We start from the raw sequence: 17,149 nt of genomic DNA, 5'->3' as shown, positions 1-17,149 counted from the left end.
GCCGATAACGCTGCAGAAATTCCCCACAAACGCTGCCCGGAGGGTTCTGCCCTAAGCGTTTTATGCTTTGTTGAGGTGTATTTGCTTAGAATGACTAGGCGACACACACCTCGCCGCGCCTAAAACGCTTAGAGCGAGAACAAAATTTAACCACCAAAGGTCAACAGCCCCTATGAAAAGTCTTGTTTACCGTTTTGTCAGCAAAGCCACGTACTTATTGCTGTCATCACAGTAAACGATGCGACAGTTAAAGTTGTGACTGTCAGCCACTCTTCGGAGTGTAGACATGCCGATATCAAACCACGGCACTTCCTCACTCACTCTCCCGTCAAATTCAAACGTCAAATGACGTGTGCGATAACCTTCGTAACGAAGGTTTTCTGAGCTTAAAATCAATCTGCCGCCCGGATACAAATTGCGGTGCGCCAAATTCAGAAAGTGAAAGAAATTTCGAATATTTCCCAGCTGGCCTATCACACCGCGAAGTGCCAGCCAGCTAAAGGTGCGGTCAAACATAGGGTGTTGATCGAACAGATGTCCGCATACCACCGATGGCACACCTCGCTGGTGCATGATCGCGCAGGCGATTGGTGAACTGTCTATCGAGGTAACCTTGATGCCTTTAGCTGTCAGGTAGAGAGAATGCTCCCCACTGCCAGCGCCCACGTTTAACACGCTCCGCCGGCAATAAGACAACGCAATTCTGTCGGTGGCGACATCCTCCGGACGGCGAAAAAAATCTGATGTCGGGATAACGGATGTACCATTGTTTTCCCTCACAATCAGTTTTCCTGACTTATTGCCGTTGTAATAGCTGGCAAGCGCGGTACCAAATACCTCAACAACACTCTGCATGACCATTCCCTCTGTTATTCAACAAAGAGAATACTCGGAAGCGTTACACTCAACTGTCTCATTTTCAAAACAGATAATAGGTATCAGAAAAAAGTCTTAGAAGACTGAGATTCTCGTTACGATAAGTGTTGTCAGAAAAAGAAAATCAACAAGTTAGCGAGGAATGATAAATGGCGGTGTGTCTGTAACGTTCAGTTTATCTTGGTAAAACATAGAATAGATGTGAAGTGGTCATTTCTAATGCTTTCGACTGAGGCGCATTTTCTTTCGCGATCGTTTGTGCTGATACATGGTTTTATCTGCTTCGCTAAGCCATTGTTCTGCTGATACAACTTTCTCTGAAAGCTCAATCGCTCCAAGACTTATCGACACATTGACACCTTCCGGAAGACCATCACTCTCAATGTCACATTTCAGGCGTTCAAGAATGTGTGGGATTTCTGCTGTAGCGGTGTGTCTAAGCAGTACGACGAATTCATCACCACCAATTCGCCCAGCGACATCGGAGTCACGGATATTTGAGGTCAAATGTCCGGCTATCGCTTTCAGCACTTTATCGCCTACGTCGTGCCCGTAAGAATCGTTGATGTTCTTAAAGCCATCGGCATCGATATAAACCAGCACAGATGGATCGCTGGTCATATCGAACTCCTGATAAGCTTCCTGTATGTCCGTCATGATGGCATGACGTGACTTGATACCGGTCAGCGAATCGTATTCCACCATTTCCCGCAGCTTTTTCGCCATCACAACCACGGTATCCCTTTGGTCAATCTCTGCGGTGATATCAGTCAGTGTGCCTACGCGATAAATCAGTTCACCGTTTCCATCAAAAACACAGTTGCCGCTGTCGCGGATGTGTTTCACCCTGCCGTCATCAAACAACAGTCGATAGTTAATATTCCAAGAGTCGGTTGATGCGGAAAAACGTGTGCTCTCTGCCATCTCTCTTTCAGACGGATGGATCTTGTTTAAGAAGGCGCGAGGATCGTGATAAAGAACTTCTACTTTCTCTTCCCAGATAGTGTCGTAGCATTTGTTGACGTAAAACAGACGCGCAGGATCCGCAGCAGAAATCCACACCACGGAACTGACATTCTCAGCGATCGCACGAAACCGTCGCTCTGATGTAGTAATGGCTTCCTGCAATTGCTTTTCTTCATGGATATCCAAAACAGCAATCAGAAACTGATGTTGGTTGGTGTACTTGCAGGTAATCGAAGAAACAAAAGTACGTACCCAGATTTGATGCCCATTTTTGTGAAGATAACGTTTGTCGACTCTGTACTGGTTACCTGAACTCAATGAAAGGTTTTCGCGCAGCGGCTTTTCACTGTTAGCATCTGAATGGTACGTAAGATCAAACTCAGTCAGTGGCTGAATCTCTTCATCCTGATAACCCAACATGGCCAAGTACGCTGGATTCACACTGATAAAACGACCTTCGGTATCCACGCGCGCCATGCCCATAGGTAAACGTTCCTGAAGGGCTTCATTCAACTCATCATCAGGATAGTAAAGGGTTAGTGCCACAATGTAGATGTTGCTGGGAACCGTATTGAGCAGGTTCACTTTGAAGATGTAGGTATCTTTGCTTCTTGTCAGTCGGACAACTTTGGTAAATGGCTCATGCTGCACCGCCTGGGAAACGACCTGAAAGTAACGGATAACTTCATTCCACGTAGCCGAGCTGAGATAACCGTCGATGTTGGCTTCATCTGGCATTATCTGGAACAGTTGCTGACACTCACGGTTACTCTGAATGATCTCGCCGAGGTCATTGATAATCACCATGGGTACAGGTGCCAGTTCAAAAAACTGCATCTGGAAGGGGCTGTCTGTCTGAAACATCCGAGTCTGTCATGTCCTGTTGCCACTGAGGCACTTTCAAGAAAAAGGCTCATAAGTTTGAGCCCTGCACTCAACCAACATACTAGCGATAAACCACGAAGACATTTGTCTCAGATTTACGTCCATGCAGATAAAACATGCAATGATATCAATCGTCGTTGGTTAATCTGTACATTCTTCTGTGTTCAACCAGCCATCTATTTTCAACTGACACCAGGATAAGGAAGGTGTCCTACCTTTACCCATAGTAAAGTGTCTTCTTCTGCATATGGGTTGTATTCAAACATATGCGGATTACGTATCCAGGTTCCCTGCCCATATCTGCCAAATTCGTCTCGATACTCCCCTTCGAGTACATATACTTCTTCACCGCAGAAATGGGAAATATTGAAAAAGTGCTGTCCCGCTGGCCATCGAATCATGGCAACCTGCTCGCCATTGAATTCATGTAGTGGAAGCATCAACAAGCGCCCCTGGCCTTCTATCCAATCTTCTTCCGAACGCGTATTGATTCGTACCTGATTGCGATCGTTAGCTGAAAACTGATGAAGTTTAACCAGTAAGGTGCATCCGACTTCGCTATAGGGCGCATGGGAAGAGCCGGGGGGGTTCCGAATATAGGTACCTGCCGGATAGTCCCCTGTTTCATCAGAAAAGATACCTTCAAGGACAAGAATTTCTTCTCCTAAAGGGTGTTCGTGACGAGAAAAGGAAGACTTGGGTGCGTATTTCACAATACTGGTGGCATGCCCACGTTCGGCTCCCTCTTTGGCAAGAGGCTTACGAAACACACCACCCGAAGGCGATGGCTGCCAGTCCATATCGCTGGTGTCTATGATCACCCGCTGATCAAACTGCATATTCAGCATAAAACAGTCCTCAAACAGGGAAACAACCTACACGACCTAACCCAGATTGTTTAAATGTCTGGAATCAGTCACGCACATCTTTACCCAAACTACATCAATGATGGAGCGAGGGTTACAGAATTAACGCCCAGTTTCGGCTTGCTGTTTCAACAATATAGCAGCGTGAATCCGACAGCCTCGTCCCAATCCTTGGAACAGCGTCTATTGATTTAGCAAATACGTAAGTAAATATTTCAAAGTCACACAAATGCAAAAAGCCCGCTTTAAAAGCGGGCTTTGGGATATTGAATTGCTAATCGGGCAGATTATGCGTCTGCGTGACGGCGCTCACCACGGAAAGAGCGCTTGTCGCCACCACGGTCACGATCAAAGCGACGGCCACCACGATCACCACGACCTTCGCCACGGTTGCCACCACGAGGACCACGGTCATCAAAGCGACGTGGACCGCGCTCGCCACCACCGTTACGGTCACCGCCATTGCGACGACGTGGTGGAGACATGTCAACGTGACCTTCAACCAGTTGTGCATCAGTTGCTTTCTGGCGAATGCGCAGTTGCTTCAGTTGACCCAGGATTTCTTTTGGCATTTTCTTCGGCAACTGAACGTAAGTGTGACCTGTTGCCAGCTTGATTGAACCGATGAATTGCTTCTCAAGACCCAGTTCGTTAGCGATTGCACCAACGATGTCTTTAACTTGAACGCCTTGATCACGGCCAACTTGCAATTGGTAAGTGTCCCAATCTGCTGCGTTGTAGCTACGACGTTCGCCACGGTCACCGCGCTCTGAACGATCACGTGGACCACGATCATCACGGCGAGATTCACGGCGACGGCTGTCGCGCTCCATCGCAGCGATCATTGGATCTGGACCGTTGTAGAACAATGGGCGTTTACCTTGCTGACGTTGAAGCAGCATTGCAGCCAGTGTTGCCGCATCTACATCGATTTGCTCTTGCAGTTTTTCAACCAGACCAACAAACGCTTCAATGCTGTCAGACTCTTTCTGCTCTTGCAGATCAGCAGCCAGACGTGCCAGACGTGCTTCAGCGACTTTGTCACGCAGTGGAAGTTGAATTTCTTCCATACGGGTAGATGTCACACGCTCGATGGTACGCAGCATACGGATTTGGTTAGTACGAACCAGCAGGATTGCTTTACCTGCACGTCCCGCACGACCTGTACGACCGATACGGTGAATGTACGATTCAACATCGAATGGGATGTCGTAGTTGAATACGTGAGTAATACGTGGCACATCAAGACCACGCGCTACAACGTCAGTCGCAACCAGAATGTCGATAACGCCACGTTTGATATGATCAACAGTACGCTCACGCAGAGACTGTGGGATATCACCGTGCAGTGCAGCAGCTTTAAAGCCACGCGCGCTTAGCCAATCAGCCAGACGCTCGGTGTCCTGACGGGTACGTACGAATACGATAGATGCGTCAGTTTCTTCAGTTTCAAGCAGACGAGACATCGCTTCGTCTTTCTCTACGCCTTTAACAACCCAGAACTGCTGTTCAACTTTCTCAACAGTACGGTTGCTGCCTGCTACGTCAATGCGAGCAGGTTCGCGCAGGAAGCGGTCAACGATTTCTTTAACCATTGGAGGCATGGTTGCAGAGAACAGAACACGTTGTGCTGATTCTGGCGCTTGTTCCATGATCCAGGTAACGTCGTCAACGAAGCCCATTTTCAGCATTTCGTCAGCTTCATCCAGAACAAACGTGTGTACTTCGTCCAACTGCAGACGTTCACGGTTGATCAGGTCTTTAACACGGCCTGGGGTACCAACAACAATGTGAGCACCGCTGCGCAGAGCGCGCATTTGGTCAACGATTGACGCGCCGCCGTAGATTTCGAGAACTTTCAAGCCATTGATGTTTTGGCCAAGTTGTTTTACTTCCGCCGCAACCTGAATTGCCAGTTCGCGGGTTGGAGCCATAACAATCGCTTGAGGTTTGTGCTGGTTCAGGTCCAGTTTGTTCAGCAGAGGCAGAGAGAATGCCGCGGTTTTACCGGTACCTGTTTGTGCTTTACCGAGTGCATCCACACCGGTCAGAAGTAGAGGAATTGAAGCTGCCTGAATAGGAGTCGGCGCTACAAAGCCGATTGCGTCAAGAGCAGAAAGAATGTTTTCAGCCAGATCTAACTGGCGAAATTCAGTAACAGTATCTTGCATTGGGATCCCAATATATAGACAAAAAAAACGGGGCCCCTGCTAGCGGTTTCGCACTGTTATTATTCACTGATACAGGGTCACTACTCAGAACTAAGTGACTTCCTACTCTCTGTAACAGTATCTAACGCTACGGGCCTCGACAAATAAGGCGTGCATTCTGCGCCACTAGACCAAAAAAAGCCAGAAAAAATTGAACAAGTTCACAATTCTTTCTACGACTGATGGCTTTTTGACTGCAAACGCCTATTTCGGAAACAAATTGCTGTTATTTCAGGCAAGGCTCTGTGGTGAGGTTTAATTTTTTAGTCAAGACAAACTCTATTTTGTCCCAACTTAATCGCAGTTGTTTTCAGTTTCTCTGCGCGTTTCATGATTTTAAGTTTTCGGGTAAAGACTGAAACTGAGCTGAGTGTCATGCCAAGACTCAAGGTCACACGCTGATAATTCGCCGAAGGTTTGTTAGGAATATTGAGGTGATATACACCATGCACCATGCTTTCCGCGACTTCTCGCAGCATCAAGTCATCATCATGTAATAAAAGAAGAGAAAATGTTCCTGGTGACGAATAAGCAAACATCCCCGACAGGTGCGAACCCACCTGTCTTTCCATCACATCAGCCAGTTTTTTAACTAAATTTGTCGCGGCCATGTCGCCATAAAATTTTCGATACCCTGCAAAGCTATCAATATCGATAGACAGAGCCGCAATCCGCTGTTTTTCTTTTCTCGCCTGTTTTAACAACCCCGGCAATGCCATTTGCATTGCCAAAGCATTCGGCAAGCCCGTATCCACATCGGTGATACCCATCCAGCGTTCATTTCGCTTCTTGGCAAACAACTTATGCTTGAGTGCCTTTAATTCAGATCCCCGCTCACTATTGATGGTAACAAGTTGACTGTATCGGGCATCAGACGCTTCTGTGTGCCTAAGCTTCACGATTTTCTGGCAAACTGAGGCGGCAAGCAGTTTTATCGCTTCTTTTTTCGGCTCATCAAGAGGTGTCCGGTATAGAAGGTTATCTGCAGCCAGCCAACCAATGCATTCGTCACCGTCCCACATCGCCATCATGATATTCCAGCCAATACCCACTTGCTCCTTTCCAAAATAAAGGGGCACGTTTTCTTTTACGATCAGTTCATTTTTTTTGGTAAAGGCTTCTTCCATGAAAAGCGTATTTGGCATTTCCTGACAAAACTCAGAACGGTCTACCACCTGACCATCAGGATCCGTTCCCCAGGTCCCCCACATTTTGTGGGTTTCCACATCACACAGGAAAATACCCATACGATCAATTTGCAGCTTGTCCCGCCCTAATTCGACAGCAATCCGACATAAGGAATTAATAGTGGTGGCTTTGGTAAACCGTAGGGAAATTTCATGCAAGTTTTTCAGGTAGCCCAGTTGCGAAGCAAGCGTGTGATTATGTAACGCGAGGTCGAGTTCGCTTTTACGGCTATTGACGTTTTGCTGATTTAGACGATGCGCAAGGATTTTACATTTCAGGTGCGTATCGACATTTTCTCGCACCCAGTCAAAGCCTTTTTCGGACAGTCTGCGTTCGCGGGTTGATGTTTCAGCCTCAACCAGCAGATACCCAAGCCGATGCTCTCTTTTATATAGAGGAATGACGGCATGTTCCCAGAGCTGATTGTCTTGCTGCCAACCACCGTTGAATGCCAGTTCGGAAATAAAAGAAAAATGCTGTTTGTGCTTGTTGGCGAGGGATTCCCAGTCAATATAGTACCCACTATATTCTTCGCAGGGTTTGAAGGCTGGGTAAAAGTTAAATACATCCTGTGTCTGGCTGGCGATGAGCTTCAGCTTATCATCGACTAAGACAAACAGAGCAATATTGCTGATTCTGTTTTCACAAACCAGACGGCTAAAGATGTCTTCACACCATTTATCCAGCGTGCTCGAAACATCTTCAGCTGTACACCTTTGCTGTACTTCAGCACTTTCCATACGCCAAACCGTTACTTCCCTTTACGAAAGTGTCATTTTGTCATTAATGTTGAATATGGCCTCTTCGTTACATCAAGTTTGCGAGAGAAATGTTCATTCTTGTTTCATTTCGCTGACTTACCTCTCAGTTTGCGCTAAGGCGTAACAGATATCGTCACGTAGGTTTAATGAGTGATGACTTGGTTTTGGGCTACTGAATCCGTATAGTGTGGCGGTTCACAATCTGAGACCAGGCTAATGTTTCAAGACAATCCATTACTTGCGCAGCTAAAGCAGCAAATCAAAGAGACCATTCCTAAAAAAGAAGGTTCGATCAAAGCAACCGAAAAAGGGTTTGGCTTCCTCGAAGTAGACAGTAAAACCAGCTACTTCATTCCGCCTGCATACATGAAAAAAGTCATGCATGGCGATAAAGTCGTCGCGCTTATCCGCACCGAAAAAGAAAAAGAAGTGGCTGAGCCGGACGAGCTGATTGAACAATCGGTAGAGCGTTTTATTGGCCGTGTAAAAATGATTCGCGACAAGCTGAATGTCGTGCCCGATAGCCCTCAACTCAAAGATGCCATCCGCGCAAAAACCAAAAAAGGTTTGAGCCGTGACGCGTTGTCTGATGGCGACTGGGTCGTCGCTACTCTGATTCAACACCCATTGAAAGGTGACAATAACTTTTTCTGTGAAATCAGTGAGAAAATCACAGATGCCAACGACAAGATCGCGCCTTGGTGGGTAACGCTGGCTAAACATAACCTGCCAAATCAAGAACCGGCACCACAGCCTAGCTGGAAAATGCTGGACGAATCTTTGGTTCGTGAAGACCTGACTCACCTGCCTTTTATTACTATCGACAGCGAATCCACCAAAGACATGGACGATGCGCTGCATACAGTGGCAAACGAAGACGGCACTTTCACGCTGACCATTGCGATTGCAGACCCAACGGCATATGTTGCTCAAGGTACCGATCTGGATAAAGAAGCGCGTGAGCGTGGATTCACTATTTACCTGCCGGGCCGCAATATTCCAATGTTGCCGCGCGAACTGAGTGACGACTTGTGCTCACTGCGTGACGAAGAAATTCGTCCTGCTCTATGCTGCCGTGTCACCCTATTGGCAGATGGCACTATCTCAGAAGATACGCAATTCTTCTCGGCTACCATAAAGTCTCAAGGCCGACTGGCTTATGACAATGTTTCTGATCTCCTGGAAACAGGTTCTTGTGATAAATGGCAACCGTCAGAGATCATTGCTGAACAAGTGAATGCACTACATAGTCTGGCTAAAGCGCGTATGGCATGGCGTGAAGCGAATGCTGTGACCTTCCCAGACCGTCCTGACTACCGCTTCGAGCTAAGCGAAGATAACGACGTTGTCGCGATTCACGTAGATCCTCGTCGTATTGCAAATCGCATGGTAGAAGAAGCGATGATCACGGCAAACATTTGTGCCGGACGTGCGCTTCGTGAACACTTTGGCTTCGGCGTATTCAACACCCACGCTGGCTTCCACCCAGAGAAAATGGCGGATGCAGTTGAGCTTATCAATGGTCACGGCGGCAACGTGACTGCTGAATCACTGGAAACAATTGAAGGATTCAGTGCTCTGCGTCGTTGGTTGAATGAGCAGGAAACCACTTATCTGGATAACCGCATCCGTAAGTATCAGTCTTATAGTGAAATTGGTAATGCACCAGCGCCACACTTCGCCATGGGCCTTGATGTTTATGCCACTTGGACATCTCCAATCCGTAAATACGGCGACATGGTCAATCACCGTCTTCTGAAAGCCATTATTCGTGGCGAAGATGCCGCTCAAACACCAGACGAAATGATCGGTGAAGAATTGGCATTGCATCGTAGACACCACCGAATGGCAGAGCGTGATGTGGCAGATTGGTTGTATGTTCGTCTTCTTAAAGACTGCGTTGCCGAGAAAACAACCTTTACCGCGGAGATCTTCGATATCAACCGCGCAGGCATGCGTGTTCGTTTGCTGGAAAATGGTGCAATGGCGTTCATCCCCGCGCCGCTGATTGTGGACAACAAGAAACGCATCGAATGTAATGGCGACGCTGGCACCATTTCTGTTGATGGCGTGAAAGAGTTCCAGCTTGGCGATACCATTGAAGTCGTTTTAGCTGAAGTCAAAGAACCTACCCGCTCGATCGTTGGTAAACCAACCCGCGAATTCGCAGTGATTGCTGAAAAAGCGGAAGAAGAATCTGCCAAAAGCGAGTAGACATATTCCAAAATGACAAAAGCCAGACATCAGTCTGGCTTTTTTGTTTCTAATTTGGATCTCTTGCGTTTACTTCAGGCAATAAAAAACCCGGTCCATGGAAGCCGGGTATCGGTTACTTATTTGACTTTTCACGCAGCAAGCGAATGTAAAGTCCAGCTATGCAGTAACGCCAAAATTGGACCAATCATTGAGTTGTCGGCGGCCAAACCAAAGCCCAGTGACTGTTTGTGTCCAATGATTTGTCTAACGACAAACCTTATTGTTATGAAAAAAATCTTACCAAGTGTTGCTGAAAAGCAACTGAACGAGAGAGACATTGCTTAGTGTTCTATCGCTCATTAATTTGTATTGCGTCGCAATGTTATACCAGCATAAGCAATATGGTCGACATCAATGGTGACAATAATCACATAAAACCAGTGCAGTTGTAAAGTTTTTGTCAAAACCCACATCCACAGCGATAACAAAAACTGATTCATATTCATTGGGTTACTAAAAGTGTAGTCAGCCAAATCCTGTCATGCCAAATTTTTAGTACAAAACACGCCTATAGATTCAGGCGGTTATCTTTCACATCCCAAAGGCCAGTAAAACAGCAGAGTTTTTCAGTTGTATTAACAACACAAATCAATTGAGCACTCATTAATAGTGGCGTTACTGAAGGAAAGATGGGGCAAAAAAATACCGCAGCACCAGATTGGCGTGCGGTCGGATAGTTGGAAGCATCCAAGGACTCGATTCTTAAATTTTACTTTGACGAAGCTTCTGTATTTCTTTTTCTACTTGTGCCCGCGTCAAACCAACATCTTTTAGAAATCGTTCGTCATCTAGATTTTTAGAAAGATCTTCAATCAAAAAATGTTTGCGATTAAAGCGCCATAAGCCATGAATCAGTCTGGCGACAATCCCGCCTTGATTTACGAAGCGACGGATTCCTCGCCTGTCATCACTGATTAAGTCACTTTCGTTGGTTTTTACTACCATGCCTGCTCTCCCCTGACGTTGTTATTGTTTTCCTTCTTGACAGTGCAATATTTAATCAATTTAATTAATCAGAAAAGCCAATATTTCTTTCACAATACTTCAAAGGAGTTGAAGTAATGACCAATTTCGACATTGACCAACTTCGTACCTTGGTAGCGATAGCAGATTGCGGGAACTTCGCAGCGGCTGCTGACAGCGTTCACAGGACGCAATCAGCAGTGAGCATGCAGATGAAAAAGCTTGAAGAGTTAGCGGGCGTGTCGATTTTCCAGAAACAAGGAAGGCGGCATGTTCTTACTTCTCATGGCCTAACCTTGGTCAGTTATGCCCGTCAAATGCTTAACCTCAATGATCAAGCTGTCGCACATTTCCATAGCCCGGATATGAACGGCATGGTGAAATTCGGTGTTTGCGATGACTACGTTAACCTGATTTTCAGACGCGTCCTGAATGGATTTACTGAGCGCTATCCTAACCTCCAGCTTTCTGTGCAAAGCAACAGCAGCCAACGGTTGTTGAAACAGGTTCAAGATGGACGACTGGATCTGGCCTTAGTGAATATTCATGATGATCTATACCCAGTTACTCAAGTCTCTACCGAAAGGCTGGTTTGGGCGAAGTCGCGCCACGTAAGCTACTGCAAAGACAAGCCTTTACCTGTCGCGATAGAAAGTGACTGTCGTTGGGGAAGGCTGGCGTTGGAATTATTAAATCGTGAAAATATCTCTCACCAAGTCGTTCTCACCGCAGCTGATTTCCATGGTTTAAATGCGGCGATTGAATCTGGTATGGCGGTTTCTTTGATCGCCGCTTGTTCAGTCACCGAAAAAATGGATTTACTTGAGCATGTGAATTCAAATTCTCTCGAAACGGCAATTGCAAATGGAATAGCAGTCAAACCCGGCGCAAATGAACCTGCGGTTCTTGCATTGGCTGATTACATTACAGAATGGTATGTACGGAGAAACCAGAGCGCTGCATAGAGTTTTAGACTTGAGACTTCTATAAAAGCATGAGTGGAACATCATTGCACAGTTATTTTTCTGTCAATAAACTTAATAAAAATCAGCGAACGCTATGTTTCACTGCAATCATAAACTTTCTCTGTAGAACAGACGCAACTTTATAGATGAACATGCCAATGCCGAGAATCTGGATGCTCTTTACTGGCTTTTTTTCTGCCCTATTCATGACGGGTTGCGAGTCGCCAACATCTGCAAAAAATCGTCCAGACCATTCGACATACTACGAAACCACTCGTCCAGCGACGTTAGCACCCTCTGGCTCTGACTTAGATACATCAAAAAGTCTTGCGTTATTTGCATATTTTGAGGAATGGGAAGGAACACCTTATCGCTACGGAGGTGCATCCAAGCGAGGTATTGATTGCTCCGCATTTACCCAACAGGCCTTCCTCGCCGTGTTCGAGCATTCACTTCCCAGAACAACAAGGCAACAGATCAAAACTGGCGATAAAATTTCTCTGGCAACTGCAGATCATGGAGACCTGATTTTCTTCAAGACCGGCTCTACCCGCTATCACGTCGGGATTTATATTGGCGAAAAACAGTTCATGCATGCTTCTTCCTCAAAAGGCGTCACGATTTCCCGTGTCGATAACCCCTACTGGTCTGCAAGAGTCATCGACGTCCGACGCTACCCTCTTCAATAATCACCAAGGGATCACTGAACCATCGTGATGATAGAGTTTTCCTGACCTTTCGGGCGTCATGTGCTCAAACACGGTAACGATTCTTTTTGCTGTGAGTTCAGGACTATACAGTTTATCTTTCGGCCAATTTGTGGTGAAAGGCTTAGAGAGTGTGCTTGGCGCGGTTCCAGGGTGCATAGCAATCACAGAAGATGCCGGCGCTTTTCTTCCCCATTCAATGGAAAGATTTTTGATAAACATATTAAGGGCGGCTTTAGACATTCTATAGCTGTACCAGCCTCCCAAACCGTTGTCTTCAATGCTACCAACTTTGGCGCTTAGCGATAACCAACGAAGCTTCGTATGAGGTTTTACAAATCCGTCCAATGCCTGTGCAACGTGGACATGGCTCATAACGTTCACAGTCATTGACTGACTGAGCCAGTCACCACTAAGTTGCATGAGGCTTTTCTCGGGCCTCTTGTCGCCCAGATGAAGAAGGCCTGCACACTGAATGACCCCTACCAAACCCTCAACACGCCCTTCAAGCCAACGTGACAAAACAGCGACGCTTTGTGGTTCGCTAGTGGAAAGGATAAGGTGGTTGTCTGACTCCTTTCCTTCACGGCTCAGTGTCAATACCTGATACCCCAAGTCCTGCAGCTGAATGGCTATCGCTTTTCCAATAGTTCCGTGTGAGCCAACCACCAATACGCTCTTTTGCATCCTTCCCTCACTCGCCGTTCTGCTAGAATCTAACTTACTGATTTTAAAATTATCATCGCCCAACTCTGATCTTTTCTGATCGGCATTCGTATTGGGTTCCGCACATCAAACGCTATGAGAGTTATATGACTGATAAAACAATTGTGATCACTGGTGCTGGTCAGCGTATCGGATATGCGCTGGCGAGCCATTTTCGGACTTTGGGTTTTCACGTGATCGCGTCATATCGTTCGGAAAAACCCGGTGTGACTGCCTTGCGGGAAATGGGGGTCACTTGTATTCAGGCCGACTTTTCAGCCGATGGCGCTATCCATCAATTCGCAAGGGAAGTCGCTGAGCAGAACATTCAGATCCGTGCGTTGATCCATAACGCGTCAGACTGGAATGCCGAAAGTAAAACCGATGACTGTGCCGCCCTGCTGGATGACATGATGCAGATACACGTTAAAACGCCATATCTGCTTAACCTCGCCTTGTCTCCCTTTATGGCGACTGACTCAACGGCGGGTTCAGACATTATTCATTTTACGGATTACGTCGTGCGCAAAGGCAGCGAGAAACATATCGCCTACTCGGCAAGTAAAGCGGCATTGGACAATATGACGCTTTCATTCGCACAGAAATTGGCGCCGAGTGTCAAAGTCAACAGCATCGCTCCAGCGCTTATCATGTTTAATGAAGGCGATGACGAGGCTTACAGAAAGAGAGCGTTGTCTAAATCACTGATGGCGATTGCGCCTGGCGAACAAGAAGTGGTGAACGCCGTCGAATTCATCATGAACAGTAACTACATGACCGGCCAAAGCATCAATTTGGATGGCGGTCGAGCACTCAAATAACTAACGGAGGCTGCGCTATGCAAAATGCCATTATCAAAATTACAAATCTTCGCCTGCGTACCTTTATTGGCTTCAACCCTGAAGAACAAGAGAAGAAACAGGACGTAGTACTAAATATCGAAATCCACTACCCAGGCGATAAAGCCTGTATGAATGACAATGTTGAAGAAGCACTAAACTACAAAGTGATCACCAAATCTATCATCGACCATGTCGAAAATGGCCGTTTCCTACTGTTGGAAAAATTGGTCTCCAGTGTGTTAGAGATTTCTCGCTCTCATCATTGGGTAACGTTTGCCAGCGTCACAATAGATAAGCCACATGCCTTGCGTTTCGCTGACTCTGTGTCTCTAAGTTTAAGTTGGCAACAAGAAGAGTAATGTAGACAGAGTTCCATCGAAATTTTCGAATAACTCGTTCAGTTGTATCCGGTTCACCTACAGTTAATGATGATTATAATTCTCATTAACTTATTTAATTGGACACAAACGTAAGATGGAACAACCTTCGCAATACAATGCTGTTTTGCGCGCCATCCATTGGCTGACAGCCTTGGTCGTTATCGGCCTTTTTGCTGTTGGTTTATGGATGGTTGACCTCACTTACTACAGCACTTGGTACAAAACCGCTCCCTACTGGCACAAATCCATCGGCATTCTCCTTTTGGGTTTAACCGTATTCAGGTTGGTCTGGCGCATAATAAAAGGTACACCTCAAATAGAGGGGAATCGTCTCGAACGCGCGGGGGCCCATGCCGCTCACCATCTTATTTATGTGTTGTTGTTCGTTATTTTTGCATCTGGTTATCTGATCTCTACGTCAGATGGTAGAGCCATTGAAGTATTTAACTGGTTTGAAGTACCTGCTCTTGGAGAGTTATTCCCGAATCAGTCAGATATTGCGGGCGCAATCCACTACTACGCTGCCTTTACATTGATAGGTTTAGCTGTTCTTCATGCGGCAGCGGCACTTAAGCACCACTACATAAACAAAGACAATACATTACGGAAAATGATTGGAGACAAATCGTTATGAAAAAGACTCTTGCTGCTCTGGGACTGGCCGCGGCTACCTTGCTGCCAACAATGGCGGTTGCCGACAACTACGTGATTGACACCAAAGGTGCTCATGCATCAATTAATTTCAAGGTGCCTCATCTCGGCTACAGCTTTATTAAAGGCCGTTTCAACGACTTTGATGGTGAGTTTTCGTATGACCCTGCCAATGTTGAAGCATCAACCGTTGTTGTAAACATTGATACTACCAGCCTGGATTCAAACCACGCAGAGCGAGACAAGCACATCCGTAGCGGTGACTTCATCAATGCTTCGAAATTCTCTACGGCAACGTTCAAGAGTACTTCAGTAAAAGACAATGGTGATGGTTCGATCACCATCAATGGTGACCTGACGCTTCACGGCAAAACTAATCCTATCTCGATCGCTGCAAACTTCATTGGCGCTGGCAGCGACCCATGGGGTGGCTACCGCGCAGGCTTTGAAGGCACCACTCGTCTTGAACTGAAAGATTACGGTATCGCGGTTATGGGCCCATCAAGCTATGTTGATATGGAACTGCACGTAGAAGGTGTCCGCAAGTAATTCTTGCAAATTATAAAGAGAAAAATGGCAGGTTTTACCTGCCATTTTTTTACCTATTAAGCACAAACGATACGAATAACAACTCTGATCACCATGCCCTCGCAGATCTGACTTCGATCACATAAATCACGTGCTTCAGAGCGTACAGTGTGGAGCTTATTTCCGGCTGTAGGGGGAATCATGTTCAATCCTATCCTGTTTAGACACCAGTTACATAAAATGCCTGAACTCTCTGGTTTTGAAGACAAAACTGGAAAACTGATTGCGGATACATTGCGAAGCTTTGGCTACGATCCTCAGGTTAGTATCGGTGGGCATGGGATAGTGTTACATCTTGACAGCTGCCAGCCAGGACCCCACCTTTTATTCCGCGCCGATACTGATGCATTACCTATTCATGAAGTGGCCTTACACAGTCATTGCTCTGGTAACGCTGGCGTCATGCACGCCTGTGGGCATGATGGTCATTCGGCCAGTTTGATGGCACTGGCTTACCGCTTGTCCAAATCGGACATCCAGCAAGGCAAAATCACCCTTATTTTCCAGCCGTCAGAAGAAAATGGCCAAGGAGCCAGAGCCATGCTGGATGATGAAAACTGGGATAAGGGAAAAGTCGATTATGCCTTTGGGTATCACAATGTGCCGGGACACCCGCTAGGGCAAATCCTATGTCGGGAAAACACCTTCGCATGCGCCTCTGCCGGAGTTTCCATCACACTGAAAGGCAAAACAGCTCATGCAGCCTATCCAGAATCAGCGGTCAATCCGACTCCAGCCTTAAAAGCTCTGATGAATGATATTGAAAATCTGCCAACTGCTTTTCCAAGCAGCTTTGCGCTTGCGACCATCGTTCATGTCAACCTTGGCCAACCAGCCTTCGGAACGACGCCGGCACAAGCAACGGTGATGACAACGCTTCGAAGCGACAGCAATAAGTGTTTTGAATCTCTCTGCTATCAGGTTGAAAGCATGGCAAGACATTATTCAGAAAGGGATGGACTGGAACTCAACATCGAGTGGTTCGATAAATTCAATGCCATCATCAATCATAGCGAAGCAAACATGCTTCTTAAACAGGCATGTAAAGATCTGGGGTTTGTTCACAACGACCTCGATGTGCCAATGAGGTGGTCTGAAGATTTTTCAGAATATTCCCGAACCTGGCCATCAGCATTTTTCGGCCTTGGAAGCGGCGTTGAGCATCCACCACTGCACGATCCTCACTATGACTTCCCGGATGCCTTGATCGATGTCTCCAGTAAAATCTTTGAGCAAATCATTCGGGATATGAACGGATTGAAATCACAAGATTTTATTCACGCTATGTAGTATTTTTTTATGCTCCCAAAACGAAAAAGCGAGGCCAAAGCCTCGCTTAG

At 46.4% G+C, this 17,149-nt stretch carries 15 protein-coding genes; 8 read left to right on the top strand and 7 right to left on the bottom strand.

Annotated elements, in window-relative coordinates; all coding sequences use genetic code 11:
- Positions 1-186: 186 nt before the first annotated feature.
- The 5 genes from RN22_RS14460 to RN22_RS14440 all read right to left on the bottom strand — a co-directional run bounded on the left by RN22_RS14460 (position 187) and on the right by RN22_RS14440 (position 7,731).
- Entirely contained in the window at positions 187-855 is a 669-nt protein-coding gene (locus RN22_RS14460) for a class I SAM-dependent methyltransferase (RefSeq protein WP_002535764.1), read from the bottom strand.
- 237 nt (positions 856-1,092) lie between these two features.
- Positions 1,093-2,706 (bottom strand): diguanylate cyclase, encoded by a 1,614-nt coding sequence (locus tag RN22_RS14455; RefSeq protein ID WP_046305394.1) that lies wholly within the window; start codon positions 2,704-2,706, stop codon positions 1,093-1,095.
- Positions 2,707-2,909: 203 nt separating this feature from the next.
- On the bottom strand, positions 2,910-3,575 hold the full coding sequence (locus tag RN22_RS14450; protein WP_046305392.1) for a cupin domain-containing protein: 666 nt from the start codon (positions 3,573-3,575) through the stop codon (positions 2,910-2,912).
- 305 nt (positions 3,576-3,880) lie between these two features.
- Positions 3,881-5,764 carry a DEAD/DEAH box helicase gene (locus RN22_RS14445; protein ID WP_046305390.1) on the bottom strand — a complete coding sequence of 628 codons (1,884 nt, stop codon included), beginning with the start codon at positions 5,762-5,764 and terminating at the stop codon, positions 3,881-3,883.
- A gap of 302 nt (positions 5,765-6,066) precedes the next feature.
- A complete protein-coding gene (locus RN22_RS14440) occupies positions 6,067-7,731 on the bottom strand; it encodes a diguanylate cyclase domain-containing protein (RefSeq protein ID WP_046305388.1) in 1,665 nt (554 codons plus the stop codon).
- A 237-nt stretch (positions 7,732-7,968) separates the two neighbouring features.
- On the opposite strand from RN22_RS14440, the gene RN22_RS14435 reads away from it, so the two are divergent.
- Positions 7,969-9,966, top strand: coding sequence for an exoribonuclease II (locus RN22_RS14435; RefSeq protein ID WP_046305386.1), 1,998 nt, complete (start codon positions 7,969-7,971; stop codon positions 9,964-9,966).
- Positions 9,967-10,710: 744 nt separating this feature from the next.
- Here RN22_RS14435 and RN22_RS14430 read toward each other — a convergent pair.
- On the bottom strand, positions 10,711-10,953 hold the full coding sequence (locus RN22_RS14430; protein ID WP_046305384.1) for a hypothetical protein: 243 nt from the start codon (positions 10,951-10,953) through the stop codon (positions 10,711-10,713).
- Between the two features lie 116 nt (positions 10,954-11,069).
- Between RN22_RS14430 and RN22_RS14425 the strand changes: the two genes are divergently transcribed.
- Together RN22_RS14425 and RN22_RS14420 are read left to right on the top strand one after the other, a co-directional pair.
- Positions 11,070-11,936 (top strand): LysR family transcriptional regulator, encoded by an 867-nt coding sequence (locus RN22_RS14425; RefSeq protein WP_002535755.1) that lies wholly within the window; start codon positions 11,070-11,072, stop codon positions 11,934-11,936.
- Between the two features lie 146 nt (positions 11,937-12,082).
- A complete protein-coding gene (locus RN22_RS14420; RefSeq protein WP_231590902.1) occupies positions 12,083-12,625 on the top strand; it encodes an NlpC/P60 family protein in 543 nt (180 codons plus the stop codon).
- On the opposite strand, the gene RN22_RS14415 is transcribed toward RN22_RS14420, so the two are convergent.
- Positions 12,626-13,330: an SDR family NAD(P)-dependent oxidoreductase gene (locus tag RN22_RS14415; RefSeq protein ID WP_046305379.1), complete on the bottom strand. Its 705-nt coding sequence runs from the start codon at positions 13,328-13,330 to the stop codon at positions 12,626-12,628. It lies immediately after the preceding gene.
- 125 nt (positions 13,331-13,455) lie between these two features.
- On the opposite strand from RN22_RS14415, the gene folM reads away from it, so the two are divergent.
- The 5 genes from folM to RN22_RS14390 all read left to right on the top strand — a co-directional run bounded on the left by folM (position 13,456) and on the right by RN22_RS14390 (position 17,099).
- The gene (folM, locus tag RN22_RS14410; protein ID WP_046305377.1) at positions 13,456-14,169 is read left to right on the top strand and encodes a dihydromonapterin reductase; all 714 of its coding nucleotides are present in this window, start codon (positions 13,456-13,458) and stop codon (positions 14,167-14,169) included.
- A 17-nt stretch (positions 14,170-14,186) separates the two neighbouring features.
- Positions 14,187-14,549 (top strand): dihydroneopterin triphosphate 2'-epimerase, encoded by a 363-nt coding sequence (folX, locus tag RN22_RS14405; RefSeq protein WP_002535747.1) that lies wholly within the window; start codon positions 14,187-14,189, stop codon positions 14,547-14,549.
- Positions 14,550-14,664: 115 nt separating this feature from the next.
- Positions 14,665-15,204: a cytochrome b gene (locus tag RN22_RS14400; RefSeq protein WP_046305375.1), complete on the top strand. Its 540-nt coding sequence runs from the start codon at positions 14,665-14,667 to the stop codon at positions 15,202-15,204.
- Entirely contained in the window at positions 15,201-15,770 is a 570-nt protein-coding gene (locus RN22_RS14395; RefSeq protein ID WP_046305373.1) for a YceI family protein, read from the top strand. The genes RN22_RS14400 and RN22_RS14395 overlap by 4 nt, the downstream gene beginning before the upstream one ends.
- A 180-nt stretch (positions 15,771-15,950) precedes the next feature.
- Entirely contained in the window at positions 15,951-17,099 is a 1,149-nt protein-coding gene (locus RN22_RS14390) for an amidohydrolase (protein WP_046305371.1), read from the top strand.
- Positions 17,100-17,149 lie beyond the last annotated feature (50 nt).

The organism is Grimontia sp. AD028, from assembly GCF_000973155.1.
In the GTDB taxonomy this organism is placed as follows: Bacteria; Pseudomonadota; Gammaproteobacteria; order Enterobacterales; family Vibrionaceae; genus Enterovibrio; species Enterovibrio indicus.
This window is presented reverse-complemented; position numbering and strand designations above follow the sequence as displayed.

Coding starts and splice junctions, on each gene's coding strand:
- RN22_RS14460 (WP_002535764.1), bottom strand. CDS start 855: ATGCAGAGTGTTGTTGAGGTATTTGGTACCGCGCTTGCCAGCTATTAC.
- RN22_RS14455 (WP_046305394.1), bottom strand. CDS start 2,706: ATGTTTCAGACAGACAGCCCCTTCCAGATGCAGTTTTTTGAACTGGCA.
- RN22_RS14450 (WP_046305392.1), bottom strand. CDS start 3,575: ATGCTGAATATGCAGTTTGATCAGCGGGTGATCATAGACACCAGCGAT.
- RN22_RS14445 (WP_046305390.1), bottom strand. CDS start 5,764: ATGCAAGATACTGTTACTGAATTTCGCCAGTTAGATCTGGCTGAAAAC.
- RN22_RS14440 (WP_046305388.1), bottom strand. CDS start 7,731: ATGGAAAGTGCTGAAGTACAGCAAAGGTGTACAGCTGAAGATGTTTCG.
- RN22_RS14435 (WP_046305386.1), top strand. CDS start 7,969: ATGTTTCAAGACAATCCATTACTTGCGCAGCTAAAGCAGCAAATCAAA.
- RN22_RS14430 (WP_046305384.1), bottom strand. CDS start 10,953: ATGGTAGTAAAAACCAACGAAAGTGACTTAATCAGTGATGACAGGCGA.
- RN22_RS14425 (WP_002535755.1), top strand. CDS start 11,070: ATGACCAATTTCGACATTGACCAACTTCGTACCTTGGTAGCGATAGCA.
- RN22_RS14420 (WP_231590902.1), top strand. CDS start 12,083: ATGAACATGCCAATGCCGAGAATCTGGATGCTCTTTACTGGCTTTTTT.
- RN22_RS14415 (WP_046305379.1), bottom strand. CDS start 13,330: ATGCAAAAGAGCGTATTGGTGGTTGGCTCACACGGAACTATTGGAAAA.
- folM (WP_046305377.1), top strand. CDS start 13,456: ATGACTGATAAAACAATTGTGATCACTGGTGCTGGTCAGCGTATCGGA.
- folX (WP_002535747.1), top strand. CDS start 14,187: ATGCAAAATGCCATTATCAAAATTACAAATCTTCGCCTGCGTACCTTT.
- RN22_RS14400 (WP_046305375.1), top strand. CDS start 14,665: ATGGAACAACCTTCGCAATACAATGCTGTTTTGCGCGCCATCCATTGG.
- RN22_RS14395 (WP_046305373.1), top strand. CDS start 15,201: ATGAAAAAGACTCTTGCTGCTCTGGGACTGGCCGCGGCTACCTTGCTG.
- RN22_RS14390 (WP_046305371.1), top strand. CDS start 15,951: ATGTTCAATCCTATCCTGTTTAGACACCAGTTACATAAAATGCCTGAA.